Origin of the sequence: Pseudomonas sp. SZ57 (genome assembly GCF_009495975.1) — a bacterium.
In the GTDB taxonomy this organism is placed as follows: Bacteria; Pseudomonadota; Gammaproteobacteria; order Pseudomonadales; family Pseudomonadaceae; genus Aquipseudomonas; species Aquipseudomonas syringae.
Genome location: NZ_WIBD01000020.1, coordinates 146,641 through 173,123 on the forward strand (window position 1 = coordinate 146,641; position 26,483 = coordinate 173,123).

The 26,483-nt window shown below is 59.9% G+C and carries 24 protein-coding genes; 17 read left to right on the forward strand and 7 right to left on the reverse strand.

The genetic code is table 11. The features are described from left to right. Nucleotides 1-115: 115 nt before the first annotated feature. The gene (locus tag GE543_RS18425; RefSeq protein ID WP_153222079.1) at nucleotides 116-1,744 is read left to right on the forward strand and encodes a methyl-accepting chemotaxis protein; all 1,629 of its coding nucleotides are present in this window, start codon (nucleotides 116-118) and stop codon (nucleotides 1,742-1,744) included. Nucleotides 1,745-1,832: 88 nt separating this feature from the next. Here GE543_RS18425 and GE543_RS18430 read toward each other — a convergent pair whose 3' ends face one another. From GE543_RS18430 to GE543_RS18440, 3 genes are all read right to left on the reverse strand, one after another. After that, a complete protein-coding gene (locus GE543_RS18430; RefSeq protein ID WP_153222080.1) occupies nucleotides 1,833-2,714 on the reverse strand; it encodes a CAP domain-containing protein in 882 nt (293 codons plus the stop codon). A gap of 138 nt (nucleotides 2,715-2,852) precedes the next feature. Continuing rightward, the gene (locus tag GE543_RS18435) at nucleotides 2,853-4,493 is read right to left on the reverse strand and encodes a methyl-accepting chemotaxis protein (protein WP_024664603.1); all 1,641 of its coding nucleotides are present in this window, start codon (nucleotides 4,491-4,493) and stop codon (nucleotides 2,853-2,855) included. 191 nt (nucleotides 4,494-4,684) lie between these two features. Then, nucleotides 4,685-5,410 (reverse strand): GNAT family N-acetyltransferase, encoded by a 726-nt coding sequence (locus GE543_RS18440; RefSeq protein ID WP_153222081.1) that lies wholly within the window; start codon nucleotides 5,408-5,410, stop codon nucleotides 4,685-4,687. Nucleotides 5,411-5,985: 575 nt separating this feature from the next. Between GE543_RS18440 and katB the strand changes: the two genes are divergently transcribed. Both katB and GE543_RS18450 read left to right on the forward strand, forming a co-directional pair. Beyond that, complete coding sequence (gene katB / locus GE543_RS18445) at nucleotides 5,986-7,491, forward strand: catalase KatB (RefSeq protein ID WP_003344123.1); 1,506 nt, start codon at nucleotides 5,986-5,988, stop codon at nucleotides 7,489-7,491. 60 nt (nucleotides 7,492-7,551) lie between these two features. Then, nucleotides 7,552-8,127 (forward strand): ankyrin repeat domain-containing protein, encoded by a 576-nt coding sequence (locus tag GE543_RS18450; RefSeq protein ID WP_153222082.1) that lies wholly within the window; start codon nucleotides 7,552-7,554, stop codon nucleotides 8,125-8,127. 12 nt (nucleotides 8,128-8,139) lie between these two features. On the opposite strand, the gene GE543_RS18455 is transcribed toward GE543_RS18450, so the two are convergent. The 3 genes from GE543_RS18455 to GE543_RS18465 form a co-directional block, all read right to left on the reverse strand. Then, nucleotides 8,140-10,233, reverse strand: a complete 2,094-nt coding sequence (locus GE543_RS18455; protein ID WP_003417721.1) for a PAS domain-containing sensor histidine kinase — start codon at nucleotides 10,231-10,233, stop codon at nucleotides 8,140-8,142. Between the two features lie 216 nt (nucleotides 10,234-10,449). Further along, the gene (locus GE543_RS18460; protein WP_153222083.1) at nucleotides 10,450-10,674 is read right to left on the reverse strand and encodes a DUF6434 domain-containing protein; all 225 of its coding nucleotides are present in this window, start codon (nucleotides 10,672-10,674) and stop codon (nucleotides 10,450-10,452) included. Nucleotides 10,675-10,782: 108 nt separating this feature from the next. Then, nucleotides 10,783-11,667, reverse strand: a complete 885-nt coding sequence (locus tag GE543_RS18465; protein ID WP_153222084.1) for a LysR family transcriptional regulator — start codon at nucleotides 11,665-11,667, stop codon at nucleotides 10,783-10,785. Between the two features lie 99 nt (nucleotides 11,668-11,766). Between GE543_RS18465 and GE543_RS18470 the strand changes: the two genes are divergently transcribed. Both GE543_RS18470 and GE543_RS18475 read left to right on the forward strand, forming a co-directional pair. Next, complete coding sequence (locus GE543_RS18470; RefSeq protein ID WP_153222085.1) at nucleotides 11,767-12,246, forward strand: multidrug/biocide efflux PACE transporter; 480 nt, start codon at nucleotides 11,767-11,769, stop codon at nucleotides 12,244-12,246. 96 nt (nucleotides 12,247-12,342) lie between these two features. Beyond that, nucleotides 12,343-13,176, forward strand: a complete 834-nt coding sequence (locus GE543_RS18475) for a PhzF family phenazine biosynthesis protein (RefSeq protein ID WP_003417724.1) — start codon at nucleotides 12,343-12,345, stop codon at nucleotides 13,174-13,176. A 6-nt stretch (nucleotides 13,177-13,182) separates the two neighbouring features. Here the strand turns inward: GE543_RS18475 and GE543_RS18480 are convergent, their stop codons facing one another. Continuing rightward, nucleotides 13,183-14,334, reverse strand: a complete 1,152-nt coding sequence (locus GE543_RS18480) for an MFS transporter (protein ID WP_004410943.1) — start codon at nucleotides 14,332-14,334, stop codon at nucleotides 13,183-13,185. Between the two features lie 836 nt (nucleotides 14,335-15,170). Here GE543_RS18480 and GE543_RS18485 point away from each other — a divergent pair. The 12 genes from GE543_RS18485 to GE543_RS18540 are packed head-to-tail and all read left to right on the forward strand — an operon-like array spanning nucleotide 15,171 to nucleotide 26,416. Continuing rightward, nucleotides 15,171-16,190: a Gfo/Idh/MocA family protein gene (locus tag GE543_RS18485; RefSeq protein WP_004410946.1), complete on the forward strand. Its 1,020-nt coding sequence runs from the start codon at nucleotides 15,171-15,173 to the stop codon at nucleotides 16,188-16,190. 38 nt (nucleotides 16,191-16,228) lie between these two features. Further along, nucleotides 16,229-17,341, forward strand: coding sequence for a DegT/DnrJ/EryC1/StrS aminotransferase family protein (locus GE543_RS18490; RefSeq protein WP_153222086.1), 1,113 nt, complete (start codon nucleotides 16,229-16,231; stop codon nucleotides 17,339-17,341). Continuing rightward, nucleotides 17,342-17,854: an NUDIX hydrolase gene (locus GE543_RS18495; protein ID WP_003417728.1), complete on the forward strand. Its 513-nt coding sequence runs from the start codon at nucleotides 17,342-17,344 to the stop codon at nucleotides 17,852-17,854. Continuing rightward, nucleotides 17,851-18,957: a DegT/DnrJ/EryC1/StrS family aminotransferase gene (locus GE543_RS18500; protein ID WP_153222087.1), complete on the forward strand. Its 1,107-nt coding sequence runs from the start codon at nucleotides 17,851-17,853 to the stop codon at nucleotides 18,955-18,957. The genes GE543_RS18495 and GE543_RS18500 overlap by 4 nt, the downstream gene beginning before the upstream one ends. Then, the gene (locus tag GE543_RS18505; protein ID WP_153222088.1) at nucleotides 18,938-20,308 is read left to right on the forward strand and encodes an NAD(P)/FAD-dependent oxidoreductase; all 1,371 of its coding nucleotides are present in this window, start codon (nucleotides 18,938-18,940) and stop codon (nucleotides 20,306-20,308) included. Before GE543_RS18500 ends, GE543_RS18505 begins: the two co-directional genes overlap by 20 nt. Further along, on the forward strand, nucleotides 20,305-21,003 hold the full coding sequence (locus GE543_RS18510) for an HAD family hydrolase (protein ID WP_153222089.1): 699 nt from the start codon (nucleotides 20,305-20,307) through the stop codon (nucleotides 21,001-21,003). The genes GE543_RS18505 and GE543_RS18510 overlap by 4 nt, the downstream gene beginning before the upstream one ends. Before the next feature lie 2 nt (nucleotides 21,004-21,005). Continuing rightward, nucleotides 21,006-22,118 carry a fatty acid desaturase gene (locus tag GE543_RS18515; RefSeq protein ID WP_153222090.1) on the forward strand — a complete coding sequence of 371 codons (1,113 nt, stop codon included), beginning with the start codon at nucleotides 21,006-21,008 and terminating at the stop codon, nucleotides 22,116-22,118. Further along, nucleotides 22,115-23,020 (forward strand): S-methyl-5'-thioadenosine phosphorylase, encoded by a 906-nt coding sequence (gene mtnP, locus GE543_RS18520; protein ID WP_153222091.1) that lies wholly within the window; start codon nucleotides 22,115-22,117, stop codon nucleotides 23,018-23,020. Before GE543_RS18515 ends, mtnP begins: the two co-directional genes overlap by 4 nt. Then, nucleotides 23,017-23,613 carry a GDP-mannose pyrophosphatase NudK gene (nudK, locus tag GE543_RS18525; protein ID WP_046237237.1) on the forward strand — a complete coding sequence of 199 codons (597 nt, stop codon included), beginning with the start codon at nucleotides 23,017-23,019 and terminating at the stop codon, nucleotides 23,611-23,613. The genes mtnP and nudK overlap by 4 nt, the downstream gene beginning before the upstream one ends. Nucleotides 23,614-23,621: 8 nt before the next feature. Further along, nucleotides 23,622-24,536 (forward strand): ABC transporter substrate-binding protein, encoded by a 915-nt coding sequence (locus tag GE543_RS18530; protein ID WP_153222092.1) that lies wholly within the window; start codon nucleotides 23,622-23,624, stop codon nucleotides 24,534-24,536. Then, nucleotides 24,533-25,753: a sugar MFS transporter gene (locus tag GE543_RS18535; protein WP_153222093.1), complete on the forward strand. Its 1,221-nt coding sequence runs from the start codon at nucleotides 24,533-24,535 to the stop codon at nucleotides 25,751-25,753. Before GE543_RS18530 ends, GE543_RS18535 begins: the two co-directional genes overlap by 4 nt. A 6-nt stretch (nucleotides 25,754-25,759) precedes the next feature. Next, on the forward strand, nucleotides 25,760-26,416 hold the full coding sequence (locus GE543_RS18540) for an HAD family phosphatase (RefSeq protein ID WP_153222094.1): 657 nt from the start codon (nucleotides 25,760-25,762) through the stop codon (nucleotides 26,414-26,416). Nucleotides 26,417-26,483 lie beyond the last annotated feature (67 nt).

Sequence of the window (26,483 nt, forward strand, 5' to 3'; positions counted from 1 at the left end):
CAAGCGGTACTGATAAGAGCCGATATTGCAACCCTTCTGAAATACCTTGTTACTCTTTTACAGCCAAGTTAATCCGAATGAGGGCGATAGCTGATTACCCTTTCGGAGAAACACTATGATCCTGCGAAAACTCAACCTGGCCGCCCGTTCGACGCTCTGTTTCGGCGTGTTCTGCCTGATGATCATTGCCTTGGGCCTGCTCGCCCTGCGTCAGGCGGCCGAGCTCAATGCGGCGGAAAAATTCATCGAGACCAATGTGCTTCCGAGCATAAAGCAGCTCGGGTCGATTGATCGGGAGTTTGTCAGTATCCGCGGCAACAACGCCCGCGTGCGCAATCCGATTGAACCGCAGGATCGAAAGACCAAGGCGCTCAGCGATATCCAGCAGTCTCGCTCGCTGATCGCCGGCTATTTTGACGCACTCGGCAAATTGATCGTGACTCCGCAAGGGCGCCAGGCATTCGATGAATTGTCTCAGGCACAGGCCGGGTATCAAGTGGCACAGGACCGCTACCTGGCCTCGGTGGCGGCTGGCGATCTGGAAGCCGCAGTGGCAACCTCCAATGGTGAAATGAAAAGCGCGGCCGATCAGGTTGAAGCCGGGATGAAGAAACTCATCGGCATCAACGACGGCAAAGCCCAGAAAGCTGGCGCTACCGCTCAGGCTGCCTATGAGCAGACATTGTGGATGGTGGGTATTTTCATCGCCGTCGGCGTCATTACCACGCTGCTCCTTGCCTGGATGTACACCCGCAGTCTGACGGGCCCGATTGGCGATTCGTTGAGTATCGCGCAACGCATTGCCACAAATGATCTGAGCAAGGATATCCCGCAACATGGTACTGACGAGGCGGCGAAACTGATTGCCGCACTCGCCACCATGCAGGCCAACCTGCGCAATGCCCTGATCCTGATCGGCGACTCGTCCACCCAGCTGGCGGCCACCTCCGAGGAAATGCATGCAGTCACGGAAGACGCATCGCGCACCATTCTGCGCCAGACCAACGAGATCGAAATGGCAGCCACGGCCGTTAACGAGATGAGCGCGGCGGTGGAAGAAGTGGCCAGTAATGCCGCATCGGCATCGGAAGTGACCTCGCAATCGAGCACTGCAGCCATGGCCGGACGCGCGCAGGTCGATGAGACCGTCACGGCGATCAACCTGATGGTTTCCAAGGTGCAGATCACCTCCACCGAGGTACAGGGCCTGGCCGTCATGGCGACGGATATCAGCAAGGTGCTGGATGTGATTCGCGCCATCGCCGAACAGACCAACCTGCTGGCGCTCAACGCGGCCATCGAAGCGGCCCGCGCAGGTGAAGCCGGACGAGGTTTTGCGGTGGTTGCGGACGAAGTCCGGGCACTGGCGCATCGCACTCAGCAATCGACCCGAGAAATCGAGCAGATGGTCGGCTCGATTCAGACCGGAACCGGCAATGCCGTCAGCGCAATGGAGCAGACCAGCGTTCAGGCCCACAAGACGCTGGAGATGGCCAATGGCGCCGGCAAGGCGCTGCTGGAAATCACCGAATCCATCAGCCAGATCAATGAACGGAACCTGATGATTGCCACCGCAGCTGAAGAACAGGCTCAGGTCGCTCGAGAAGTCGACAGAAGCCTGGTCAGCATTCGTGATCTGTCCAGCCAGACGTCCGAGGGTTCCAATCAGACGGCCATCGCCACTGCCGAACTGTCAACCCTGGCTTCAAGCCTGAACCGTCTCACCAAGCAATTCCGCGTTTAAGCCCCTCTGCCGGGAAGCTCGCTTCCCGGCATCTTTCCTTGTCGAATAGCTTGCCCAGGCTTGACAGCCCGTTGCGCAGCGGCAGACGCTACTGCTGCGTGCCGAACATTGCCGCCCAGTAAATCCCTGCGTCACTTTTCGGGTCCATCGCGTAGGCTGCACCCAGCTCGCGGAAATCCGGATTCATCAGGTTGGCGCAGTGGCCCGGGCTCAGCAGCCAGCCATCCACCACCTTGCGCGCACTGTCCTGACCGGCGGCAATGTTCTCCCCCACCTGCTGACCCACATACCCGGCCAGTTCGGCGCGGTCGCCAGGTGTACGGCCGTCACGATCCTTGTGGTCAAAAAAGTTTTGATTGGCCATCGCCTGGGAATGACGTTGTGCAGCGGTCCCCAGTACCAGGTTCCAGGCCAGCGGCGTGGTAGCGGCGAAGGATTGTATGCCGCACTGGCGTGCCTGAGTGCGGGCGTTGTTGATCATTTCCAGTATCTTTTGCCCCTCTGTCTGCCAGTCGCCAAGACGCGACGCGACCAGCGAGCGCGCCAGCACGATACGCCAGTCTCGCCCTTCGCGGCTGACACCGATGTCGACGAACTGCGGGTCCAGCACCACACGGCAGAAACTCTCCAGAACCGCCTTGAGTGCAGCGTCTGCATTGTTCGGACCGGACAGGCTTATCGCCTGCACGGTGACCATCGGGTAGGAAGCACGCGTCAGCGCCTGTTGCAGGTCCAGATTGCCACTGGCCGGCAGCACCAGACGCGCATCGCTGGTCAGCGGTGGCAGTTCCATGGACACCTGCTCGCCGCAGCGCTGCGCCTGGCCGCGATAGGCATTGAGGGATTCGATCAATTGCGTTTCGTCGCCGGCCAGCGCAGCACTGGCAAACACGCCAGAGCACAACACGGCCAGAAAGGATATCGACACTCGCGGGAGCGACAGGCGCAGAAGGTAATGAATGACAGGCATGAAAAGTCTCTCTCGGGCTGAGTCCGCCTATGATGCGCGAAATGACCCGGTCGGGCGCAACGCCTTTTTCATGCCTGACCGGAATTTAACAACCGATCGGGCCCAGACGTGCGCCAGACAATGCCTCGTGAGGGCGACTTACAGCTTGAAGTTGGCAACCAGTGAGTTGAACGAGGTGGCCAGTCGCGACAGCTCCTGACTGGACGCGCTGGTCTGGTTGGCACCGGCAGCGCTCTGGGTCGACAGGTCCTGAATATTGATCAGGTTTCGGTCTACCTCGCGGGCCACCTGCGCCTGTTCTTCCGAGGCGGAAGCAATGACCAGGTTGCGCTCGTTGATGGTGGCTACACCCAGGGTGATTTTCTCCAGCGCCGCGCCCGCACGCAGGGCCAGTTCCTGCGTGTTGGTGGCCAGCGACAGGCTCTTGCCCATCGCCGCAACTGCGCCGTCGGCGCCCGACTGCACGGTGCTGATCATGCCTTCGATTTCCACTGTCGATGCCTGAGTACGGTGCGCCAAAGCCCGAACCTCGTCAGCCACCACCGCAAAACCACGCCCCTGTTCACCAGCACGCGCAGCTTCAATGGCGGCGTTCAAGGCCAGCAGGTTGGTCTGCTCGGCGATACTGCGAATCACGTCAAGCACCTTGCTGATTTCCCGCACATGCCCGGCAAGCTCGGAGACAGCGCCAGTGGATGCGGTGATCTCGTGGACCATGGTGGTGATGCCCTTGACCGTGTGATCGACCTGACCACGGCCATCGACGGCGTCGTCTGTCGCAGACTTTGAAGCCTCGGAGGTGGACACCGCGTTGCGCGCCACTTCTTCCACTGCGGCAGTCATCTGATTGACGGCTGTTGCCGCCTGCTGGATTTCGTCGTTCTGGCGAGTCAGCCCGCGGGTACTTTCATCGGTGACGGCGCTCAGTTCTTCGGCAGCGGAAGCCAGCTGGTCCGAGGCACTGGCAATCTGTTGGATGGTGTTTTTCAGACCGCCCTGCATGTCGGACAGCGCGTCCAACAGTTGCCCGGCCTCATCGCCACTGTTAGAAACAATAGGCTGGGTCAGGTCACCGCCCGCAATGCGCTGAGCACTGGCGACTGCGACAGCCAAAGGACGGGTGATCATGCGGGTAATCAGCACGCCCAGCATGATGGCCACCAGAAACGCAATCACCACGCCAATCTCCAGCATCAATACCGAACTGGCCTTCAGGTCGGCAGCAGCGGCTGCGCCTTCCTTGATCTGACGGTTGTTGGAATCGATCATGGTGCGCATGTAACTGCGCACCTTGGTAAAGCTTTCCGAGGACAGGCTGTTCAACTGGGTCCGGGCAGCCTCGTAATTACCCGCCTTCATCAGGTCGACAACCTGTTGAGAGCCCGAAACGTAAGCGGGCAGCATCAGTTCCAACTGGTCACCGGCGGCGCGCTCGTCATCTTCCAGAGGCGTGGCGCGGTAGATCGCGAACACTTTTTGCGCACGGGCCAGGTCATCACTCAACGCCTGACGAACGCGATCCTTGTCCGTTTCGGAGACACCGCCATCCTGCGCATCCAGCAAACGGTAAAGCCCGCGGTTGTGAGCGGTGAAGCTGGTCAGCGCTTCATTGGTGTTGCTGACCGAGACCAGGTTATTGGAAAAAGTAAGCTCAAGGGCGTTGGCCAGGCGGGTCACGCCCACCATTCCCAAAGCGCCGACGGCCAGCGTGATCAACGCACAAATGATGAAAGCAGAGAGCAGCTTGGTGGAAAACTTGGACTGACGCAGGACGTTCATGGGGCTTACCTGTTGCTGAATGAGGAGTGGTGTCAGTGCCGGAATGAGTTGATCAAGCAGCGATGATGTCATAATGACTTCACCTCATTTGGATCGTTCCACCCCCTCCTCGTTTTTTGATAGAAAACTTTTACACGTCGCACTTGTGCGCCTAACGCTCTCTATCGGTCCTGCCTCACTGGCACTCTTTGTCAGTGCAGACGCGAGGTTTGCGACGCGCCGTCTGCCAGCGGCTTGTTACCAAGATGTTGCTCGGCGAACGTTCTCGCCTCAAGGGTCATACGGTCCAGATGGCGATCGCGTTGCTTCTCCGCATCGACCATCGCGCTGTTGCCGTGCTGTTTGAGCAGGTACGCGTGAATCTGCCGCACCTCCACCGAGTTGTAGATCGGCGCGATATCCATGACCGCAAGCAAGCCGTCAGTACCGTGATCACGCGTGTTCATGATGACCTGCGGACCACGCGCACCCAGCACTTGAAAGCCCATTGCCTCGAAATACGCGACTTTGCCGACCACGCAATACAGCTCTGCGTGCGGATAGCGACTGGTCATTTTCTCCAGCATCGAGCGTGCGATGCCCTGACGACGGTGGCTGTCGCGCACCGCCATGTAGGCTACGGCGCAGGCCTGCGGATCATCCTGCACAGGCAGGTACAGCAAAAAACCCAATACGGTTTCGGGGTTTTCATCGTCCAGCGCAACGATCAGCTCCACGGTCAGCTGCTGCGAACCATCCATGGCATTCAGGTACAGATGCACCTCGTAGCCCACGCCGTACTGGTAAAGGTTGTACAGCGGGTTGCTCGGCGCGATGGCTACCAGGCTGATGTCAGTCACGTAATCGACGACCATCTGCTGGATCTGGCTCCGGATGAATTCCGGCGGCGGGGTGTGTAGCAGCATGATCGTCGGCATGGGACAAGGGGCTCCATTTAATAGGTGTGTCTGTACAGGGTGTGGCCACATGATAGCGCGTCGAAGCATTCAGGACCGATATTGTCATATTGCCAGCATCCTGCAGCGCGACACTTAGTTGCAACTTATACGATGACTTGAAAAAAAGAATATCAAATAGCCACCCACCTGAACGGTGATCCTAACTATCAGTACGATAGTACCAGCACAAGCCACAGCCACCTGCCAGTAACCAAATAATAAAGTTGATAATGATTCACATCCACCTGAAAGAGGGGCGAGCGAGCACATTTAATGACTGTCGACATTCAATAAAAATCCATTTATTTCAGAGGGATACAGAACTAGAGAAAACACGGATATATAACGTGATCTAGAACGTCTGAACGTGCACCAATGCACCGGGCGAATTCAGTGCAAACATTCTTTACCGGGTCCACCTTTTGCCTGAGTATTTATCTCAATCACCCCGATACATTTTTATAATCACCGCATTTCCCTCACGCGCCTAAGATAATCCGGCCTACTAAAAATATGAGGGATTCAAAATGCCGTTATTAAACTGGTCCAGACACATGGTGTGTCTAACTGCAGCCGGTCTGATTACTATTCCGACCGCTTATGCAGCCGATACCCTGACCCGCGACAATGGCGCCGTCGTCGGAGACAATCAGAATTCTCAGACCGCAGGCGCCGAAGGGCCTGTCCTGCTGCAAGACGTGCAACTGCTGCAAAAGCTGCAGCGCTTTGATCGCGAACGCATCCCTGAGCGCGTCGTGCATGCCCGTGGCACTGGCGTCAAAGGCGAGTTCACGGCCTCCGCCGACATCAGCGACCTGAGCAAGGCGACCGTTTTCAAATCCGGCGAGAAGACTCCGGTATTTGTACGCTTCTCCTCCGTGGTTCACGGTAATCACTCGCCTGAAACCCTGCGCGACCCGCACGGCTTCGCCACCAAGTTCTACACGGCTGACGGTAACTGGGACCTGGTTGGCAACAACTTCCCGACCTTTTTCATTCGTGACGCCATCAAGTTCCCGGACATGGTCCACGCGTTCAAACCGGACCCGCGTACCAACCTGGACAACGATTCGCGTCGCTTCGACTTCTTCTCCCACGTACCGGAAGCCACCCGTACGCTGACCCTGTTGTATTCGAACGAGGGCACCCCAGCGGGCTATCGCTTCATGGACGGCAACGGTGTACACGCCTACAAACTGGTCAACGCCAAGGGCGAAGTGCACTACGTCAAGTTCCACTGGAAATCCCTGCAGGGCCTCAAGAACCTTGATCCCAAGGAAGTCGCTCAGGTCCAGTCCAAGGACTACAGCCACCTGACCAACGATCTGGTCGGCGCGATCAAAAAGGGTGATTTCCCGAAATGGGACTTGTACGTTCAGGTGCTGAAGCCTGAAGAGCTGGCGAAATTCGACTTCGACCCATTGGACGCCACCAAGATCTGGCCGGATGTTCCCGAGAAGAAAATCGGGCAGATGGTCCTGAACAAGAACGTCGATAACTACTTCCAGGAAACCGAGCAGGTCGCCATGGCCCCGGCCAACCTGGTTCCAGGTATCGAACCTTCCGAGGACCGTCTGCTGCAAGGCCGTGTGTTCTCCTACGCTGACACCCAGATGTATCGCCTTGGCGCGAATGGCCTGAGCCTGCCCGTCAACCAGCCAAAAGTTGCGGTCAACAACGGCAATCAGGACGGTGCGCTGAATACCGGTCACACCACCAGCGGCGTCAATTATGAGCCGAGCCGTCTGGAACCGCGTCCAGCGGATGACAAGGCGCGCTACAGCCAGTTGCCGCTCAGTGGCACTACCCAGCAGGCGAAGATCACGCGTGAGCAGAACTTCAAGCAGGCGGGTGATCTGTATCGCTCCTACAGCGCGAAAGAGAAGACTGACCTCGTGCAGAGCTTTGGCGAGTCGCTGGCCGACACCGACACTGAAAGCAAGAACATCATGCTGTCTTACCTGTACAAGGCAGATCCGGACTACGGCACTCGGGTAGCCGAAGTCGCCAAAGGCGATCTGAGCAAGGTCAAGTCCCTGGCTGCAAGCCTCAAGGACTGATGATCTGATACCCCGTCCCGGTGCTTTGTCGCCGGGACGGTTCCCGTCAGGAGAACGCCCATGAAGCATCTGATCTATGGCTTGCTGCTGTTTGCCGCAGCCGCTAACGCCACACCACCGGCATCGACACCCACCCCCACTCCACCGCCTTCAGAGCTGACCGCCGAACAGACTGCCAGCCAACTGCGCACGCTGTTTTTCGATGCTTCCCGCGAAGGCAACAACCCCATGCTGGACACGTTTATCGAGGCTCATTACGACCTCAACATCCGTGACGAACAAGGCTATACCGGCCTGATTCTGGCGGCCTATCACGGCCATGAAGATTCGGTGATACGCCTGATAGACGCCGGAGCGGACCCTTGCGCCAAGGACAATCGCGGCAATACGGCGCTGATGGGGGCGATTTTCAAAGGTGAACTGAGCATCGCCAAGCGTCTGGTGCAGGCAGATTGTGGTACGAACCTCACCAACAATGCCGGGCAGACCGCAGCCATGTACGCCGCTTTGTTCAAACGTACTGAAGTGCTCAAGGAACTGACCGACAAGGGCGCAGACCTGAGCATTCGTGACAGCATGGGCAATGACGTGGAAGGCTTGTCCAAAGGTGAATTCCAGGCGCCGCCTGTCCGCTGACGGCTGCTGGAATCAGTCTTCGCGCTCGATCATTTCGTAGATGCGGCTGGCAAACGCTTCCATGGTGAAGGGTTTGGTGAGCACCCACATCCCCGGATCCAGATGGCCGTTGCCAATGATGGCGTTCTCTGCGTAACCGGTAATGAACAGCACTTTGAGGTCGGGTCGAATGATCCGCGCCGCATCGGCCAATTGCCGGCCATTCATGCCACCCGGCAACCCGACGTCAGTCACCAGCAGGTCGATACGCGCATCGGACTCGATCACCTTGAGCGCAGATGCGCCTTCGCCCGCCTCGATCGGAATGTAGCCCTGATCCTCCAGCACTTCGGCCACCAGCATGCGGATGGTCGGCTCATCGTCGACAATCATCACCGTGCGCTCGGTCTGTACCGCGGCCGACCCAGAGGCATCTGCAGACTCGATCTCTTCCGGCGCCCCAAGGTAATGACGCGGCAGGTACAGGCACATGTTCGTCCCCTGATCAGGCTCGGAATAGATGCGCACCTGACCGCCGGACTGGCGCACGAAACCGTACACCATCGATAACCCCAGCCCCGTGCCCTGTCCCAGCGGCTTGGTGGTAAAGAAAGGGTCGAAGGCCCGATTGATGACCTCGGGCGACATGCCTGTGCCGGTGTCGCTGACACACAGCGACAGGTACTGCCCGGGGATCAGATCGCGGCTTTGCGAACCACGCTCGTCAATCCAGCGGTTGGCTGTCTCGATGGTAATCCGCCCGCCGCGCGGCATGGCGTCCCTGGCGTTGATGCACAGGTTCAACAAGGCATTTTCCAGTTGCGGTGCATCGATGAACGTTGACCACAACCCGACCGAAGTCACCACCTCCACGGTGATGTGCGGCCCGACCGTGCGCCGAATCAGTTCTTCCATGCCGATGACCAACCGGTTGACGTCGACCGGCTTGGGGTCCAGGGTCTGCCGACGCGAAAACGCCAGCAATCGATGAGTCAGTGACGCCGCACGTTTGGAGGCATCCTGCGCAGCCCCTATGTAGCGGTCCAATTCATTGAAACGGCCCTGGCTCACCCGTGTCTTGAGCAGTTCCAGCGAGCCCGTGATGCCGGTCAACAGGTTGTTGAAATCGTGGGCGATACCACCCGTCAACTGGCCTACGGCTTCCATCTTCTGCGACTGGCGCAAGGCTTCTTCAGCCTGGCTCAGGCGCTCCTGTTCGCGCAGCCGTTCGCTGACATCGTAGGCAAACAGGTAAGCGCCAATGGCCTGCCCCTGAGCATTGCGCAGCGTGCTGTAACGTATTTCAAAATGGCTGGCCGGATCGTTCGAGTCACTGAAGCTGACGCTTTCGGCGAACTCCTCGCCCGCTAACGCACGCGTCCAGCGCCGTTCAAGATCAGCCTTGCTGTGCGGCCGGTCGTCGAGCAGGTCGAGCATACTGTCACCCACTTGCGGCCGGACGCCGAACAGGCGCTCGAACTCGCGCAGGGCAGCGCCATTGATGGCCATCCAGCGAAAATTGCAGTCGACGACATGAATGATCGCATTGGTGCCGTTGACGACATCGGCCAGCACATTGCGCTCGGCCACGGCTTCGACAATGCGCGCCTCCAGTGTTTCGTTCAGTTGCTTGAGCGCCAGTTCAGCGCGTTTGCGTTCAGTGATGTCTTGAAACAACACGGCGACCTGCTTGCGGCTGGCCGGCTCGATGCGAAACGCGGTCAAGGCCAGATAGCGCCCGGTGGCCACCAGCTCGCGCTCGAAACGGATCGGCTTGCCGGTCCGCAACACATCGCCGTAAAACTTCACCCAGCCATCAGCCTCCTCACGAACCATCTCGCGCAGCTTCTTGCCCACCACATTGGAAATGCCGGCGTGGTATTCGTAGGCCGGATTGGCTTCGACGTGAATGTAATCGCTCAGCGGACCGTGCGGCCCGTCAAAGAACTCAATGATGCAAAAGCCTTCATCCATGGCGTTGAACAGAAAACGATAGCGCTCCTGGGATTGGGCCAGGGCGTATTCGGCCTCCCGACCGGTGACGCTCAGGCTCTCTTTAAGCGAGGCGTTTTCCTGCTCCAGAGCCGCCAATCGGCTCTGGAGATGTTGTAAATCTGTCGGGGTCAAAGCGGCGGCACCTGAGGTATTGGTTGCGCCGCTTTCCCGTCATGCGGGGCGGCACGAGCACGCTACGAGAAAAAACCCTCGCATGCAAAAATAATGGCGTTTTGAGCTCAAATATTGTGGGTTTTCGCCAGATCAGAGCGAGATACGATTGTGTGAACAGCCTTCAGGAGTCCAGGAGCGTGCCCTGCAGGAACTGTCCCATTCCGGCGCGCGATGTCAGTTCGACGCTGAGGAAGCAGCATGCAGGTGCAGCCATTGGTCCACGACTTGCCCCATGGTCTTGGTCTCGCCATTGTTGATCCATGCCATGAATGGCCGATCAAACCTGAACGACGCCCCGCACTGCAAGGTCATGAAGCGCCTCACGTTCTGCGTGTTCCGATAGGTGTCATTCACCGGCGTATCACGCGTGATGAGGCCGGAGTGCCAATCGAAAGCCATGCCTGATTCCTTCTGCTGTCGGGTTGCAGGCACTCTTTATAGCCGGATTCTGTTGCAGTCGCGAGGCTGGAAAGGCTTGTGGCGTACAGGAAATTGCGCAACCCCGCCTCACTCTCCCGCGAACGGCACCAACGACTCCAGCAGCCACGCACCCGCAGGCCCCAGACTGCGCTGAAACGACCAGATGACGTCCACCGCCGAGCGCCGCGGCCAGCCGGAGACTTGCAGCTCTTTCAGAAGGCCGCCCGAATAGCGCGACACCAGCCAGCGCGGCAATGCCGACCAGCCAAAGCCGAACGCAGCCATGTCCATCAACAGCAGGTAATTGGGTGCCGACCAATGCCGATGGCCGCTGGTGGGCAGGTCGTCAGTGGGGATGCTGTGCTCGATCAGCGTATTGAGGCGCAAGGCGCGATAGCGGGCCAGCTGTTGGTAATCGACCCGTTCCAGCGCGGCAAGCGGATGTTTGTGCGACACGAACAGACCGAAATCGGCACTTTCCTCGATGGTCGCGTGACCGATTTCCGGTGGGTAGCTGGCTTGCGCCGACAGCAGCCCCAGTGACGCCCTGCCCGACTGCACCAGGCTGATGGCGTCGCCATGCTCGGCGAACACGCATTCCATCTCCAGCTCTGGAAAGCGTTGATCGAGCTCGGTCATCAGCCGTTCGAAATCGGCAAACTGGTTGGCATCCGACAGCACCAGCGTCAGCCGTGGCTCGACGCCTGCCGCAAGCCGCGCGGCAGCACGACGCAGCCGGTCCGAGGCGCACAGCAGATCATCGACACGGCCCAGCATGACCCTCCCCGCGTCGGTCAGGACCGGTTGCCTGGAAGAGCGATCGAACAGCTCCAGCCCCAGATCGATTTCCAGGCGGGCGATCGCTTCACTGATGGTCGATTGACTCTTGCCCAGACGGCGTGCGGCGGCGCTAAACGAACCCAGCGCGGCAATCTGGGCGAAGGCTTCCAGGGCTTCTGGCGAATAACTCATGGCGCTCTCATATCGGTTTAACCGATGGTATTGATTTTCAGCTTAACGCAAACACCGATGATAATACCGCCATCCATCAGCACCAAGGGCCGCGTAGTCATGAGTAACAGCCAACCGCACACCGACCGGCAACCCGGCGTCGCCAGCAAAACCCTGCGTGAGCGGGCGATGCATGCCGCGCTGTTCGAGATCGGCGGTGTGATTCTGGTCGCACCACTGCTGGCCTGGCTGATGGAACAGTCACTGGCGATGATGGGCGCCATGACGGTGATGATCTCGACCATCGCCATGCTGTGGAACATGACCTACAACGCGCTGTTCGACCGCCTGCGCAACCGCTACGGATTTACCATGAGCCTGACGGTCCGCATCCTGCACGCAACGGGTTTCGAAGCCGGACTCATTCTGGCCGTGGTGCCGCTGGCCGCATGGTGGCTGACGATCAGCCTGATGGAAGCGTTCTGGCTGGACATCGGTCTGCTGCTGATGTTTCTGCCCTACACCCTGCTGTTCAACTGGGCCTACGACACACTGCGTGAACGCCTGGTGCAGCGACGTCTGGCGAGGTGTGAAGTGTGAGGCACACACATACCGTGCATCAAATGTTCTCACTGGCTAATCAAATCCTCGTCATTGCACACTGTCCCCTACTGACCCAGGCAAGGACACCTTTCGATGACAACTGAAGTACTCAAACTGGCGGCGTTCAGCGATGGCGATCGCGGTGGCAACCCGGCAGGCGTATGGATCGGCAATGCGTTACCCGATGATGCCGTCATGCAGCAGATTGCCGCCGACATCGGTTTTTCCGAAACGGCGTTCGCTGCGCCTGTCGAAAGCGGCTGGCGGGTGCGGTATTTCTCGCCGCTGGCAGAAGTACCGTTTTGCGGGCACGCGACCGTCGCTCTGGGCGCAGCGCTGGCGGCGCAGCAAGGCGATGGCGTGTTTCAGCTGACACTCAATCAGGCGCAGATTACTGTCGAGGGCCATGCGCAGGGCTCGCTGACGTCGGCGGCGCTGCAATCGCCGCCCACTTTCAGCAAGCCGGTCAGCGCGCCGTTGTTGGAAGAAGCCCTTGCGCTGTTCGGCTATAGCCAGACCGATCTGGATGAGCGCATTACCCCCGCGCATATCAATGGCGGTGCCGGCCATTTGCTGCTGGCGTTGAACAGCCGGGCCAGGCTCAAGGATATGCGCTATGACCAGCAGGCGGGTCACGACCTGATGGTCCGTGAAGGCTGGGCGACGATTCTGCTGGCGTGGGCCGAGACCGATCAGTTGTTCCACACGCGCAACCCGTTTGCATTCGGCGGCGTCTACGAAGACCCGGCCACGGGCGCTGCCACGGCAGCACTGGGCGGCTATCTACGCGATATCGGCTGGCCGCATGGCGGTTTGATAGACATTATTCAGGGCGAGGACATGGGCAGCCCGTCGCGCCTGCGCGCCGAAATCCCGCAGCAACCGGGAAGCTCGATCCGGGTGTCGGGGATGGCGCGCAGGTTGTAATACCGATCAGGTCCTGAGTTTGCTGCCCCCGATCGCCACGCCCACCAGCATCACAGCAACGATCATGAACGCCAGTTCAAGGCTGCTGACATGGGCAATGAAACCGATTGCCGCAGGACCGATCAGAATCCCGGCATAACCGACTGTGGTGATGGCCGGGATCGCCACGCTTTCGGGCATGGTCTTCTGCCGGCCGGCTGCGCTGTAGCAGACCGGCACGATGTTCGAGCAACCCGCCCCCACCAGTGCATACCCCAGCAGCGCCGCCTGCCAGAACGGGATCAATGTCGCGACGGCCAGGCCTGCCGCGGCACACAGTCCGCCGAGAATAATCACTCGATTGGAGCCGACCCGTTTTACCACTGCATCGCCAAACAGCCGTCCCAGGGTCATGGTCGCGGCGAATACCGCATAGCCCAGCCCGGCATAGGAAGGCTCGACACCACGCAACGAGGTCAGGAATACCGCGCTCCAGTCGAGCATCGCGCCTTCGGCCAGAAATACGGTGAAGCACAGCAGGCCGATGAACAGCACCACGCCACGCGGGATCGCAAACGCTGGCCCGTCGGACGGACTGCCATAGGGCAATAGATTTGGCGCCGCTTTCGCCAGCGCAGCCAGGGTCAGCACCACCACAATCAGCATCGCAACAAAAGGCGAGATACCCAGGCTGAGCAAGCCGGCGACGCCCGCTGCACCGATAATCCCGCCGAGGCTGAACAGGCCGTGAAACCCCGACATCATGGTCTTGCCGCTGGCGCGCTCGACAATCACCGCCTGCACGTTGGCCGTGCAATCCACACCGCCCATGCTCGCGCCAAACAGAAACAGCGTGGCGATCAATAGCGGCAGACTGGAAATCGTCGCCAGCAGCGGCAGGCACAGGCAGATCAGCAGCGTCGAACACACCAGCAGACGCCGACAGCCAAACCGCGCCGCCAGTGCTCCCGCCAGCGGCATCGAAATGATCGAGCCCACCCCCAGACACAGCAACAAGAGCCCGAGCGTGCCCTCATCGAGGCCCATCCGCTGTTTGACGTAAGGCACCAGCGGCGCCCACGAGGCCACGCTGAAACCGGCAATGAAAAACGCGATACGCGTCGAAGACTGCTCCGCCCGAGCCTTGGCATCCTGGGCTGCGGTGCTGAAAGAGGTCATGCATGCTCCTTTTTGGGGTTGGGTCGCCACGAGTCGCGAAACTCGGCACTTCAGAAACCAAAGCGTCAGACAAACTTATGATACGCAATCGATTCACGCCTACTCAAAAGCACCTTAAACATGAATAATCTGTGTATCCATGATTGGCAAAAAGCCAGCAAACGCCAAGGATAACTGAAAAAATCGTTAAATATCAAAATCATTGCAAGGTGTCTCAATGAACTTAATACGAAAGCATAATCTTCGTAACCTTCTTTTATGTTTTTTTGGTCTAGACCTGTTTATTGCCATGCGTAAAAGGCTGGGTTAGATTCATTCCCGCACTGGGTTAGTGCAACTAACCGATGAGATGTTCCCTTTGGGAGTCGTCAGCGGCCACGGAAGAACCAGATGTTCATGGAGGATTCGATATATGAATACTTGCCCGAACGAAAAACCATCGCTCCCTGCGTAACGCAACGCATGAGTCTTTCGCCAGCGTACTGTTCCTCACCGGAATCAGTCAGAACAATAAAGGCTCCGGCCCTCCGCGCGTGTCGAACCCCCTCAATCGTCAATCTTCTGTCCTGCTGTGCAACGTGCTTGACCGGTTGCCACGGATATCGAACGCCCCTGACTTGATGCCCCCCGTCACAAGCCAGTCTGCAGCACATGATGGCAGTCCCCCCTGCCTGACGGGCCTCATACCTTAGGGCACTGCTGCCCTGCTTTACCAACTCAAAACGAACACTGCACTCATTCGGTTTGCCCTTCGGCTAATCCGTTACGGAATTCGTGTACGCGCTCGCCCTTGTTTTCCCATGAACTACATCTGACTTTTCAAGACGGAGATGATTATGACTGGACTCAAAGTTGGCATTGTTGGTCTCGGCGCACAGATGCAGGAAAATCTGCTGCCCACGCTTTTGCAAATGCCGGACATTCGTATTGTGGCGGTCTGCGACAGTGATCGCCGCCGAGCCGAGCAGATCAATCGTTTTGTATCGAATGTGATGATCACGGACGATTTCGACGACATGCTCGCAAACGCCGGGCTCGATGCGGTCGTCATGGCCTGCCCGCCCCAGGCTCACCGCGATCTTGCGTTCAAGGCAATGGCCAAAGGTGTGCATGTCTTCGTCGAGAAGCCGCCTTGCTTCACCCTTGACGAACTGGACCAGTTGATCGACGCAAGTCGCCGCTCGAACGTGATCACCGGCGTCGGCATGAACTTCAAATTTGCCAAGCCCATGCGTCAGTTGCGGCAGATGACCAGTGCCGAACAATTCGGCCAGGTCGTGCATATCCAGCTCAACCACTACGCCAGCAAACCCACCTCGCCACTCTGGGGGCTCGACTCAACGTTGAGGTCGTTCCTGCTCGCACAGGCCATCCATACCATCGATCTGGGCGTCACGTTCGGCGGCGGCGAGCTGCGTGATATCGAGTCGCGAGTGCAACGTCATGGCGATTCGTTACTGGTCAGTCTGGAGCTGCAATTCACCACCGGCGCCAGCGTCAGTCTGCTCAGCGGAACAATGTTCCCCTACTTTGAATTCGACATGAAAATCGTCAGTTCGAACTCGATGATGGTCGAGCTCAATAACCTGTGGAATATCACCATGCACGAGCCGGAGCACGGCACCAGCGCTACCGGTCCGGGTAAACGCTGGAGAGGCGCCTGGCAGCCGGGGCCTCTGGATTCCGGGTATGAGCGCAGTGGCTACTTCGGCGAACTGGAGCAGTTCTTCCATGCCGTTCGTCACAACACCGCTTATGAGGCGAGCTTCGAAAGCCTGCGGCCGACCTATGAGGTCATCGAAAGCATTTGCAAGGCAGATGCCGTCGCTCGACCCGACCTGGCCCTGAGCGCCTGACCCTACGCCACCAATGCCTGTTTTCGGAGCTTGCACACATGTCCAGTCTTTCCAGTAACACCACTGCCCGACCTGCTGTTTCGGATAAATATCGCCCGGTGTATGCGGACGACCTGCTGACCATGCAACTGACGCTGGAGCGTCCGCTGTCGGGGACCAGCGATGTGGTCGGCGAATACGAAAGCAAACTCGCCGCCTGGTTCGAAGCGCAACACGCCATTGCCGTATCGTCAGGTGGTGCCGCGTTAAGTGTCGCTATCTACGCCTCCGGGGTCGGTCCGGGCGACGACGTTCTGCTGACGCCCAGCTGCCCGCTGTGCACGATCTACCCGATCATCGCCGCCGGGGCCAACCCTATCTTCGTCGACACCCGAGCCCACGGCTTCGGTGCCGATCCGACGTCCATAAAAGCGCGCATGACCTCACGCACCAAGGCCATCATCGATATTCCGATGTGGGGCTATCCGACGGAAGTCGACGAGTTGCGCACCCTGACCCGTGAGCTGGGTATCAAGCTGATTCTCGACCTGGCCCATTCGCATGGCACAACGCTGGAAGGCCGCCCGCTTTCGCAGTTCGGCGACCTGTCCTGTTTCAGCACCCACGAGCGCAAACCACTGGCAACCGGCGAAGGCGGTTTCATTCTCACCGACGACGATGCATTGGCGCAGCGCTGCCGCGACTACAGCCGCTTTGGCAACCTCAATGGCAAGGATTTCGGCCTCAACTACAAACTCGCTGCACTGCCAGCGGCGCTGGGCGGCAGCCGCCTGGCGTCACTGAATGAGCAGATCCAGAAACGCAGAGAGAACGCGGCGTACTTTCTTGCCCGGCTCGACCACAGCAAGGTCCGGGAGAAGAAAATCATCGACGGCGGCCTGCCTAACTATTACTTCCTGAACCTTGAGCTGCACTTCGCCGACAACCGTGCATTCATCGATTACCTCGACGACGCCGGCATCCCTTCCGACATCAAGCGCTACGGTTGCAAGGCACTCTATGAGTTCCCGGCACTGGCACAGTACCGCAACGAATGCCCGAATGCAGAAGCGCTGCTGGCAGGCATGACGACGATTCCGGTTCATCCGGGCATTACCCGGGCGGAGCTCGACTATATGGCTGATCGCATCAACCAGTACGGTGGCGCATAAATGACTGAACCACTCGATCGCTCACAACTGGATCGGCATTTCACCGCATCCGGATTCGTCTTGAACCCGGAGCGCAAGATGCTGCTGTTGCATCACCGCAAGCTGGGCGTCTGGCTCTATCCGGGCGGCCACATAGAACAGGGTGAAACCCCCGACGTCGCGGTGCTCAGGGAGATTTTCGAAGAGACGGGCATTCATGCCGAGCTGCTCGGCGAGCGTGATGAAGAGCTCGCCGATGTCGAAACCGATGTCACCGTCCTGCATCAGCCTTACCGGGTGCTGTGCGAATACATCAATGACAAACGCGGCCCGCACTATCACCTGGACCTGATTTATGTCACGGCAACCAGCCTGCAGGCCTGCCCGGACAACCGGGAAGTCGAGCATGCGCGGTTCTTCAGCCATGCGGAAACCGCAGACCTGAAGATGTTTCCCAATTTCCGGCGAATGGTCGACCGGGTTTTTGCGGACGATGCGCTGTGGGATCTGGTGGGAATGAAGGTGGCACCATGAGCCTGAATACCATTACCCGGATGCGCACCATTACCCAGAAAGGGCCGATGCATTCGATCGATGACCTGCATGAGCTGGAGCGGGCGCTGCATTCGGGCCTGACAGGCACTTCGCAGGTGGTCGATGAATACGAAGCGGCGCTTTCCGGGCTGTATGGCATCAAGCATGTGATCGCTGTGTCTTCGGGTGCAGCATCAGTGACCGCTGCGCTTGCCGGTGTCGACTTCAAGCCGGGCGACGAAGTCATCGTCGCCCCGACGGGGCCGATCTGTACGGTCCTGCCGATCCTCTCGCTGGGGCTTGTGCCGGTTTTCTGCGATGTCGCGCAGGACAGTTTCGGCCTGGATCCGCAAGACCTGCAGCGCTGCATAGGCCCTCGTACCTGCGCAGTCATCGAAGTACCGATGTGGGGCTATCCGATTCGCTCGAATGAAACCTGGGCGACCATGCGCCAAGCCGGTATTCCTCTGATCCAGGATCTGGCCCACGCACACATGACCCGGCTGGACGGCACCTGGCTCGCACGGCATGGGGATATCAGCTGTTTCAGTACCCATGACTGCAAATTCATCTCGACCGGCGAAGGCGGCTTCGTGATGACCGATGACGACGACCGGGCCAGACGAATCCGCGCCTATACCCGTTTCGGCAACCTGACAGGCGAGTCGCTGGGCATCAACCTGAAGCTGGGCGGGCTGCAGGCGGCGCTGGGACTGGCCCGTTCGCGTCAGCTCTATTCGCATCTCGAACGCCGGATGAGAAACCGCGATCGTCTTCTGTCCATGCTCGACAACCCGGCGTTTCGCGAGCTGCCTGTCGTCAAAGGCGGCGCAGTCAACGCCTACTCGCTGCTCCTGCAGTCAGTGGGGCATGACGGTCGCCAACTGGTGCACTACCAGCAACGCCACGGTATCGAATCGGACATCGGCAAGTACGATAACCAGCCGCTTTACCAGTTGCCGCTGCTGACCCGGTATCAACGCGACTGCCCTAACGCTGCCAGATTGCTGCGTTCACTGACGACGGTGCCTCTGCACCAGAATCTGCTGGACGACGATCTGCATTACATCGCCAAGGTGCTCAATGACTACTCTCCCGATTGAACCGGCCCTGCGCTCGGGCCATGCGGTAGTAATAGGCGGCAGTGTCACCGGCTGCCTCACCGCTGCCGTGCTGGCGCGCCGCTTCGAGCGTGTCACTGTCGTCGAAAAAGGCGACTTTTACGACGAGACAGGCCCGCGTCAGAGCCTGCCTCAAGAACATCATGTGCACCTGCTGCTGTTGCGCGGCAAGCAGATCATGGAGCGGATCTATCCGGGTCTGCTGAGTGCGCTCGAACAAAGCGGCGCTCAGGTGGCGGACCTCGGACATGATGTGAAGTGGTATCAACGCGGCCGCTGGAAAAACCGTTATCGCAGCGGCATCGAAGCTCACTATTGCAGCCGCCGGCTCATCGACAACCAGTTGCGCCGTTGCCTGACGACAGTACCGCAGGTCAGCATTCTGTCCGGTACACGGGTCACGCGCATCGAGTTTTGCGGTGCCGAAAACCTGCGTCAGGTGAGCGGCGTCGCGATCGATGACGGCTCGGGCGAGCGCAACCTGTCCTGCGACCTGCTGGTGGATGCCAGCGGCCGCGGCACGCACATGCCTTCCTGGCTGAAAGACGCAGGCTTCGGCAACGTGCAACACAGTGTGGTCAAGACAGAACTGGGCTACGCATCGCGCATCTACAAACGGCTTCCTGCCTTCGCTGAACAATGGCAAGTATTGCTGGTGCTGCCAACCGCTCCGGCCCAGCGCTCGATGGGGGTCATCAGCCCGATCGAGGGCGATCGCTGGATGGTCACCACCGGGGGCTGGTTCGGCCACTTCCCCGGCAAGGACCCCGACGAGTTTCTTCAGGCACTGGCCAGCCTGCCCGTCCCGGACATCCATGACGTCATCCGCGAGGCCGAGCCACTCTCGGAGATCTTTACGTTCAAGATGCCTGGCAGTCGCCGCACTCACTACGACCGTCTCAAACACTGGCCAGAGGGTCTGCTGGTGGTGGGCGATGCGTTAAGCAGCATGAATCCGCTGTACAGCCAGGGCATGACCATCGCGGCACTCGAAGCCGATTGCATCGATGAGCGCCTTGACGCACTGCTGGATAAATCACTCCGCTGCCATCAGTTGCAGGGCCTGCTGTGCAGTGTCGTTGACGGTGCCTGGAACATGGCCACGACCGAAGATTTCCGTTTCCCGGAAACCTCCGGGGAACGCACCTGGCGCACACGTTTCGACCATTGGTATGGCGCCGGGCTGGGTGCGCTCTCGGCCAGCAATCGTCGTGCGCTGGAAACGCAGATCAGTGTGACTAACCTGGTGATGGACCCGGCGCGGGTGTATTCGCCAGCGCTTGTGTCGCGTATCGCTCTCAATGCCGTACTTTCCCGGAATACCCGACAATGATCGACGACATCCTGCATTTTTCCGGCATAGAGCATGTGGTGTTCGACTGGAACGGTACGTTGATCGACGACCTCGATCTTGCCGTCTGCGCCGTGAATCGCTGTGGCGAGCAGTTCGGCGTCGCGCCTGTCACCGCCGAACAATACCGGGCAAGGTTCGACTTTCCGATTGCCGGGTTCTACGCATCACTCGGCTTCGACCTGGACCGTGTGCCGTTCTCTACCATCGTGCAGCACTACCTCGCGCACTTCGACGCAAACGTTGCCCGCTGCCCGCTGCAACCGGGTGTGATCGAGTTTCTCGACGCGGCGCGCAGGCTCGGAATCGGCGTCTCGATCCTGTCGGCATCGCACTGTGACGTTCTGGTTCAGACCCTGCGCGCGAAGGGCCTGTATGACTGTTTCGAACATGTCGTGGGGCTGAGCCATAACCAGGCCACCAGCAAGACCGCCGAGGCCGTAGTGCTGCAGAAAACCCTGGGCACACCGGCCTCACGCACCCTGTTTGTCGGCGACACGCTGCATGACTTCGACGTCGCAAATGCCGTGGGCTGGTCGCCGGTACTGGTTGCGACAGGCCATCAGAACAGCGAACGCCTGCGACTCAGTGGTGCCCCGCTGTTCGATGGCCTGGGCGATCTGCTCGAACGCTTCACGCCCTTCCCCATACCGCACGCCAAAACCGGGGGTGCCTGAGCATGGCCACATCGCACATTGTTCTGTCTGGCCTGATCGCCACTGCATTGACCTTGCGTGCGATCGTTGCCTTTTACTACCGCGACAAGCAGCGCATATTGCGATTGCTGCGCCTGACACCCCGCCTCCCTGACCGCAAGGAGCACTATTACCGACCGCTGGATGGCTGGCTCGCGCCGCTGCCGTTCATCTGGACCTGGCTGGACATCGTGGCCGCCGTGCTGCTCGCATCACTCTACTCCTCGCCGCTGGCGTGGCTGATGGTGGTGCTGTGGAGCGGCGGACGGCTGCGTGCGCTGCAGGAGTTTGGCCATAACGCCGTGCATTTTGCGCTATGCCCCAATCATGATTGGCAGTGGTGGCTGAGCGATATTTTCTATCAGTTTCCAGCGTTCAAACGTGACATGCGCAGCCGACACCAGACCCACACGCTGGAACACCATCGTAACCCCAATCATCCGGATCTCGACCCCAACCGCGCACGGGTGCATGCCGGTGGCTACGTGGCCGGCATCTCCCCCGGCAAATTCTACTGGTTGCTGCTCTATCCGCTGACGCCCCAGGGGGCCCGGGTCAATCTCAGCACCATGGCGCGCAACAGTCTGCTGAATCACTCGCGTCTGAGCACGGTGGTTCGCGTCGTGTGTCTGCTGGCGGTTACCGCGCTGCTCTACTGGGCAGGCGGCTGGAAAGGCGTGCTGTTTGGCTGGCTGGTTCCGCTGCTAACGTCGTATCCGGTGTTTGCCTGGGTGTCACTGCTCACCGAGCACCGCTGGTTTGTCGAAGGGACGTCCAGGGACCGACGCGATCTTGAATACCTGGCAGGCCGACCCACCGATTATTTCGGCATCACCGGGTGGCTGATTCGCGTGTTCATCGCGCCGACGTCCGACGCCTATCACCTGGCGCACTCGCTGTACCCCGGCGTGCGCTGGAACTACCTGCCGGCGATTGACCGGCATCTGAAAATCCATGAGCCACGCTACAGCAACAACGCCAGTGAAGGCCTGCTGCTTCGACGCGGCAGCGCACCCACTGCGCTATCCGAACTGTATGAGCGTCTGGTGACCACCGGACATCCAGAAACCATCTTGAAAACCAGAGGCAGCGTATGAATACCCAGGCACATCAGCACATTCAACGTATCGGCATCATCGGCGGCAGTGGCCTTCAACAGTTGCCCGGTTTGAAGGACATACAGCTCGTCGAGTGCGAAACGGCGTTCGGCAAACCCTCTTCTCCCGTCACGCTGGGCACCCTCAACGAGGTGCCGGTGGCGTTCGTGCAGCGCCACGGTGTGGGCCATACCATCCCGCCCGCGTTCATCAATGTGCGCGCCAATATTGCCGCGCTGCGCAGTGTCGGCTGCACTCAACTGTTGTCGGTGAGTGCCGTGGGCAGCCTGAGCCACGATGCACCGCCGGGCAGCTTCGTGCTGATCGACCAGTTCATCGATCGCACCATCAAGCGCGACAAGACGTTCTTCGGGCCGGGACTGGTCGGTCACGTACCGTTTGGCGACCCGGTGTGCGGGCGCATGCGTTCGGTGCTGGCCAGCGCCGCAGAAGCCGCCAACGTGCAGGCCCGCAACGGCGGCACCTACGTGGTCATGGAAGGGCCGCAGTTTTCGACACGCGCCGAGTCCAGCCTCTATCGCCAATGGGGTGGCACCGTGATCGGCATGACCGCCATGCCGGAAGCCAAGCTGGCACGCGAAGCGGAGCTCTGCTACGCAATGATTGCCATCCCCACGGACTTCGACTGCTGGCACGAGTCCCATGAACAGGTCAACGCGACGCTGGTCGCCCAGCGAATGGCCGATACGGTCGCACTGACACGCCGTCTGGTCACCGAAGCCGTGACGCGGTTGGGCGAACACCAGGGTACCTGCTCAGCCGGGTGTGATCATGCGCTGGACACCGCCGTCATGACCGCCCCCGAGCACCGCGATCCGGAAATGATCGCGCGCCTGCTGACGGTTGCCCCCAACGCCACTCACCTGGGGGCCAAGGCATGAACAATCCGGGCACCACTCAGGACAGAGTGCGTATCAAGAAGGTCGAAGTGCTCTCGGACAACTGGTACGTACTGCGCAAGACCACCTATGACTTTCAGGGGCGCAACGGCGCCTGGCGCACCCTGACCCGGGAAACCTACGACCGCGGCAACGGTGCAACCATCCTGCTCTACAGCAAGCTGAAGAAGACCGTCGTCCTGACCCGGCAATTCCGCTTTCCGGCCTTCGTCAACGAGCACGACGGCATGCTGGTCGAAACCTGCGCCGGGTTGCTGGATCGCGACGATCCGCAAACCTGTATCCGCAAGGAGACCGAGGAAGAAACCGGTTATCGCATCCAGGAGGTGCGCAAGGTCTTCGAAGCGTTCATGAGCCCTGGGTCGGTGACCGAGCGGCTGTACTTTTTCGTCGGCGAATATTTCGATGAAAACAAGCTGAGCGACGGCGGTGGTCTGGAAGCGGAAGGCGAAGAAATCGAGGTTCTCGAGCTGCCGCTGGACGAAGCGCTGGCCATGATAGACACCGGGGCGATCTGCGACGGCAAGACCATCATGCTGCTACAGTACGCCAAGCTGCATGGACTGCTGGATTGAGGCCGGGCATGGATGAACTTATCGCTATCAGCTCGATGGAAAATGCCGAACTGGCCGAGTTCGTGGCAGGCATCAGCGAGCATATCGGTGTACCGGTGCGCCTCTCGCGCTGGTCCACATCAGAATTGATCGAACGCGTGATCGATGGCACGGCAGGCGACTGGGATCTGCTGTTGGGGACGGCTGCCACCGCCCTGCTCGATCCTGCACTGAACTCGCAGTTGCTGACGCTGGACGCGCTTGATTGCTCGACGCTGCCCGCGCAGGCGATTGCCGTCGACCGACGCTGGTTCAGCCCGTCAGGCTTTGTCCCGGCCTTTTGTTATGACCCGCAAGTACTCGCCACTCACGACCTCACGCCGCCACTGTCCTGGGAAGCGCTGTGCGCACCGGCGTGGGCGAATCGGATTGCCTTGCCAGATCCGGGACGCTCGGGCGCAGGCTATCTGCACCTGAGCGCGCTGCTCGAAGAGTACGGCGAGCAGGCCTGGGACAGGCTCGCTCAGATTGCACAACTGCGGCCATCGATCAGCGGGTCGTCCACCGCCCCGATAGAGGCGGTGATCAAGGGCCATGCGCTGGTCGGCGTGACGGTGTCCACGGCTGCTACTCGCGCAGCGGCGCAGCGCGGTTCCCTGCACTGGTGCGTGCCCGGTGATGCACGTCGCTACGAGTTCGAAGTGTTCGGCTGTCGCGCCGGTTCGCCGCGTGCGACACAAGCGCTGCAGGCACTTGGCTGGATGCTTTCGCCGGGCGCTGCTGCCATCAGCCGACGCTATGGCAAGGTCGTGGTCGGTGGCGTGTCGAGCGATACACTGGCAGCGGCCGACCTAAAGGCGCTGGATGCCATCGAGGCCAGCCATACCAAAGTAGCCCGTTGCGCACGCTGGCATTCACTGTTCGACACAAAGGCTGGCCTATGACCGACATGGCCCACAACCAATCGATGCAGTCACCCTCTGCGCCGGCAAGAACGGAGCGGCGGCCGTGGGGGATTTACCTGATGTTCGGCCTGTTCGGGGCTCAGCAAGGCATGCTCGGACCACTGATGCCGTTTCTGCGTGCCGAATTCAATCTTGATCTGCGCTGGACCGGCCTGCATTTCGCCGCATACGCCTTGGGGCTGGTGCTGATCGGGGTGCCCTATCGCTGGCTGGAGGGCCGGGCACTGGCAATCGGCATCGGTCGTATCGCCATAGGCTCTATCGTGCTGGCCAGCGGACTGTTTTCGATCGCCGGCGGTTTGACCATGACACTGCCGGGCAGCGTACTGATGGGCTTCTCGGGTGGTCTGGTCATGGCTGTCGGACAGGCCATGCTCGGCAGACTGTATGGTCGGCAGGCTGCCGCCAAACTGGTGGAAGCTCACATCGTCGCGGGCCTCTGTGTACTGGGCGGCGCGCTGTTGGTGGGCGCCGCGACGGCCATCGGGCTGTCGTGGCGCATGGCTCCGCTGCTGGTCAGCAGCTGGGCGCTGGTCATGTTCTGCCTGCCGCTGACTATTCATAAGTCCGGGGCCGGCCACAACGCCTCATCGCAAAGGGTCGATACCCCGCGCCTGCAACGCCTGACCCGGCTCAGTCTGTGGGCCCTGGTGATACTCGGGATCTCGGCGGAATGGGGCGTGGGGTTCTGGGGCGCGGAGTACATCAAGACCCATGTACAGACCAGCGCGTCGGTCGCAGCGACGCTGATGAGCCTGTACTTTGCCGGCACCGTCTGCGGGCGACTGGTCAGCAGCTATGCGCTACGCCGGGTCTCACCGTTTACATTGCTGACCCTGGTGATATTCAGCGCCATTGCCACGCTGCTGGTGCTGTCGTTCGTACAAGGCGTCATTGGCACAGCGATCCTCACGTTCGTGCTCGGTGCCTGCCTGGGCAATTTCTTTCCGCTGATTCTTGGCTCGGCCATGCGTATTGCGCCACAGGCCAGCTCGACGCTCAGTACCCAGGCATCACAGGCGGTCGGTGTGGCGCTGCTGCTGGCGCCGTTTCTGCTCGGGCTGCTGTCCGAACGAATCGGGGTCGAGGCGGCTTTCAGCCTGCTGATCGTCTATCCCCTTCTCATGTTGCCGCTGGTCCCCGCCCTGCGTGGTGCCTGGTCTGCCGGCAACACTACCGCCCCCTCAAAGGAGTAGGAATCGATGGCCCTTCGCGCGCTGTTGTTCGATCTGGACGGAACGCTTATCGACACCGATGAACTGCATTTGAACGCCTATAACCAGCTGCTCGCACGCTGGGAACGTTCGATGGACATCGGTTATTACAAGGCCCATGTCATGGGCTTTCCGGATGACATGATTTTTGGCGGCCTGTTTCCCGATATTCCGGCGGCGCAATACGCCAGTCTGGCGGCGGAGAAAGAGGCCATGTTTCGCGCTCAACTGGGCGAGACGATCCCGGTGGCAGGCGTGTTGCGTATCCTGGATCACGCGCGCGAAACCGGCCTGCGCACCGCAGTGGTGACCAATGCGCCCCGTGAAAACGCCATGGCCATGCTGACCGGCCTGGGCATTGTCGACCGGTTCGACACCATCGTGATCGGCGGTGAGCTGGCACGTGGCAAACCACATCCGATGCCTTATCTCACGGCCTTGGAACTGCTCGGTGTGACGGCCGATCAGGCGCTTGCCTTCGAGGACTCGCTGGCCGGCGTACAATCGGCGAGCGCCGCCGGGATCCATACCTTCGGCATGCTGTCGGGGCTGGATGAGGGTCAGCTGCGAGCGGCCGGTGCCCGGGACATCATTCGCGACTTCAACGGTGATGCGCTCTGGCGACACCTTGAATCGCCCGCCTGACGCGCCCGTTTTCGGTCAGGTGCAGGGTGACATCCGTGCGCCCTCGCCTGACGAACGTTGCGCCTGC

What these genes read in the sequence shown, in the direction of transcription:
- GE543_RS18425 (WP_153222079.1), top strand. Translation starts at nt 116, where the DNA reads ATGATCCTGCGAAAACTCAACCTGGCCGCCCGTTCGACGCTCTGTTTC.
- GE543_RS18430 (WP_153222080.1), bottom strand. Translation starts at nt 2,714, where the DNA reads ATGCCTGTCATTCATTACCTTCTGCGCCTGTCGCTCCCGCGAGTGTCG.
- GE543_RS18435 (WP_024664603.1), bottom strand. Translation starts at nt 4,493, where the DNA reads ATGAACGTCCTGCGTCAGTCCAAGTTTTCCACCAAGCTGCTCTCTGCT.
- GE543_RS18440 (WP_153222081.1), bottom strand. Translation starts at nt 5,410, where the DNA reads ATGCCGACGATCATGCTGCTACACACCCCGCCGCCGGAATTCATCCGG.
- katB (WP_003344123.1), top strand. Translation starts at nt 5,986, where the DNA reads ATGGTGTGTCTAACTGCAGCCGGTCTGATTACTATTCCGACCGCTTAT.
- GE543_RS18450 (WP_153222082.1), top strand. Translation starts at nt 7,552, where the DNA reads ATGAAGCATCTGATCTATGGCTTGCTGCTGTTTGCCGCAGCCGCTAAC.
- GE543_RS18460 (WP_153222083.1), bottom strand. Translation starts at nt 10,674, where the DNA reads ATGGCTTTCGATTGGCACTCCGGCCTCATCACGCGTGATACGCCGGTG.
- GE543_RS18465 (WP_153222084.1), bottom strand. Translation starts at nt 11,667, where the DNA reads ATGAGTTATTCGCCAGAAGCCCTGGAAGCCTTCGCCCAGATTGCCGCG.
- GE543_RS18470 (WP_153222085.1), top strand. Translation starts at nt 11,767, where the DNA reads ATGAGTAACAGCCAACCGCACACCGACCGGCAACCCGGCGTCGCCAGC.
- GE543_RS18475 (WP_003417724.1), top strand. Translation starts at nt 12,343, where the DNA reads ATGACAACTGAAGTACTCAAACTGGCGGCGTTCAGCGATGGCGATCGC.
- GE543_RS18480 (WP_004410943.1), bottom strand. Translation starts at nt 14,334, where the DNA reads ATGACCTCTTTCAGCACCGCAGCCCAGGATGCCAAGGCTCGGGCGGAG.
- GE543_RS18485 (WP_004410946.1), top strand. Translation starts at nt 15,171, where the DNA reads ATGACTGGACTCAAAGTTGGCATTGTTGGTCTCGGCGCACAGATGCAG.
- GE543_RS18490 (WP_153222086.1), top strand. Translation starts at nt 16,229, where the DNA reads ATGTCCAGTCTTTCCAGTAACACCACTGCCCGACCTGCTGTTTCGGAT.
- GE543_RS18495 (WP_003417728.1), top strand. Translation starts at nt 17,342, where the DNA reads ATGACTGAACCACTCGATCGCTCACAACTGGATCGGCATTTCACCGCA.
- GE543_RS18500 (WP_153222087.1), top strand. Translation starts at nt 17,851, where the DNA reads ATGAGCCTGAATACCATTACCCGGATGCGCACCATTACCCAGAAAGGG.
- GE543_RS18505 (WP_153222088.1), top strand. Translation starts at nt 18,938, where the DNA reads ATGACTACTCTCCCGATTGAACCGGCCCTGCGCTCGGGCCATGCGGTA.
- GE543_RS18510 (WP_153222089.1), top strand. Translation starts at nt 20,305, where the DNA reads ATGATCGACGACATCCTGCATTTTTCCGGCATAGAGCATGTGGTGTTC.
- GE543_RS18515 (WP_153222090.1), top strand. Translation starts at nt 21,006, where the DNA reads ATGGCCACATCGCACATTGTTCTGTCTGGCCTGATCGCCACTGCATTG.
- mtnP (WP_153222091.1), top strand. Translation starts at nt 22,115, where the DNA reads ATGAATACCCAGGCACATCAGCACATTCAACGTATCGGCATCATCGGC.
- nudK (WP_046237237.1), top strand. Translation starts at nt 23,017, where the DNA reads ATGAACAATCCGGGCACCACTCAGGACAGAGTGCGTATCAAGAAGGTC.
- GE543_RS18530 (WP_153222092.1), top strand. Translation starts at nt 23,622, where the DNA reads ATGGATGAACTTATCGCTATCAGCTCGATGGAAAATGCCGAACTGGCC.
- GE543_RS18535 (WP_153222093.1), top strand. Translation starts at nt 24,533, where the DNA reads ATGACCGACATGGCCCACAACCAATCGATGCAGTCACCCTCTGCGCCG.
- GE543_RS18540 (WP_153222094.1), top strand. Translation starts at nt 25,760, where the DNA reads ATGGCCCTTCGCGCGCTGTTGTTCGATCTGGACGGAACGCTTATCGAC.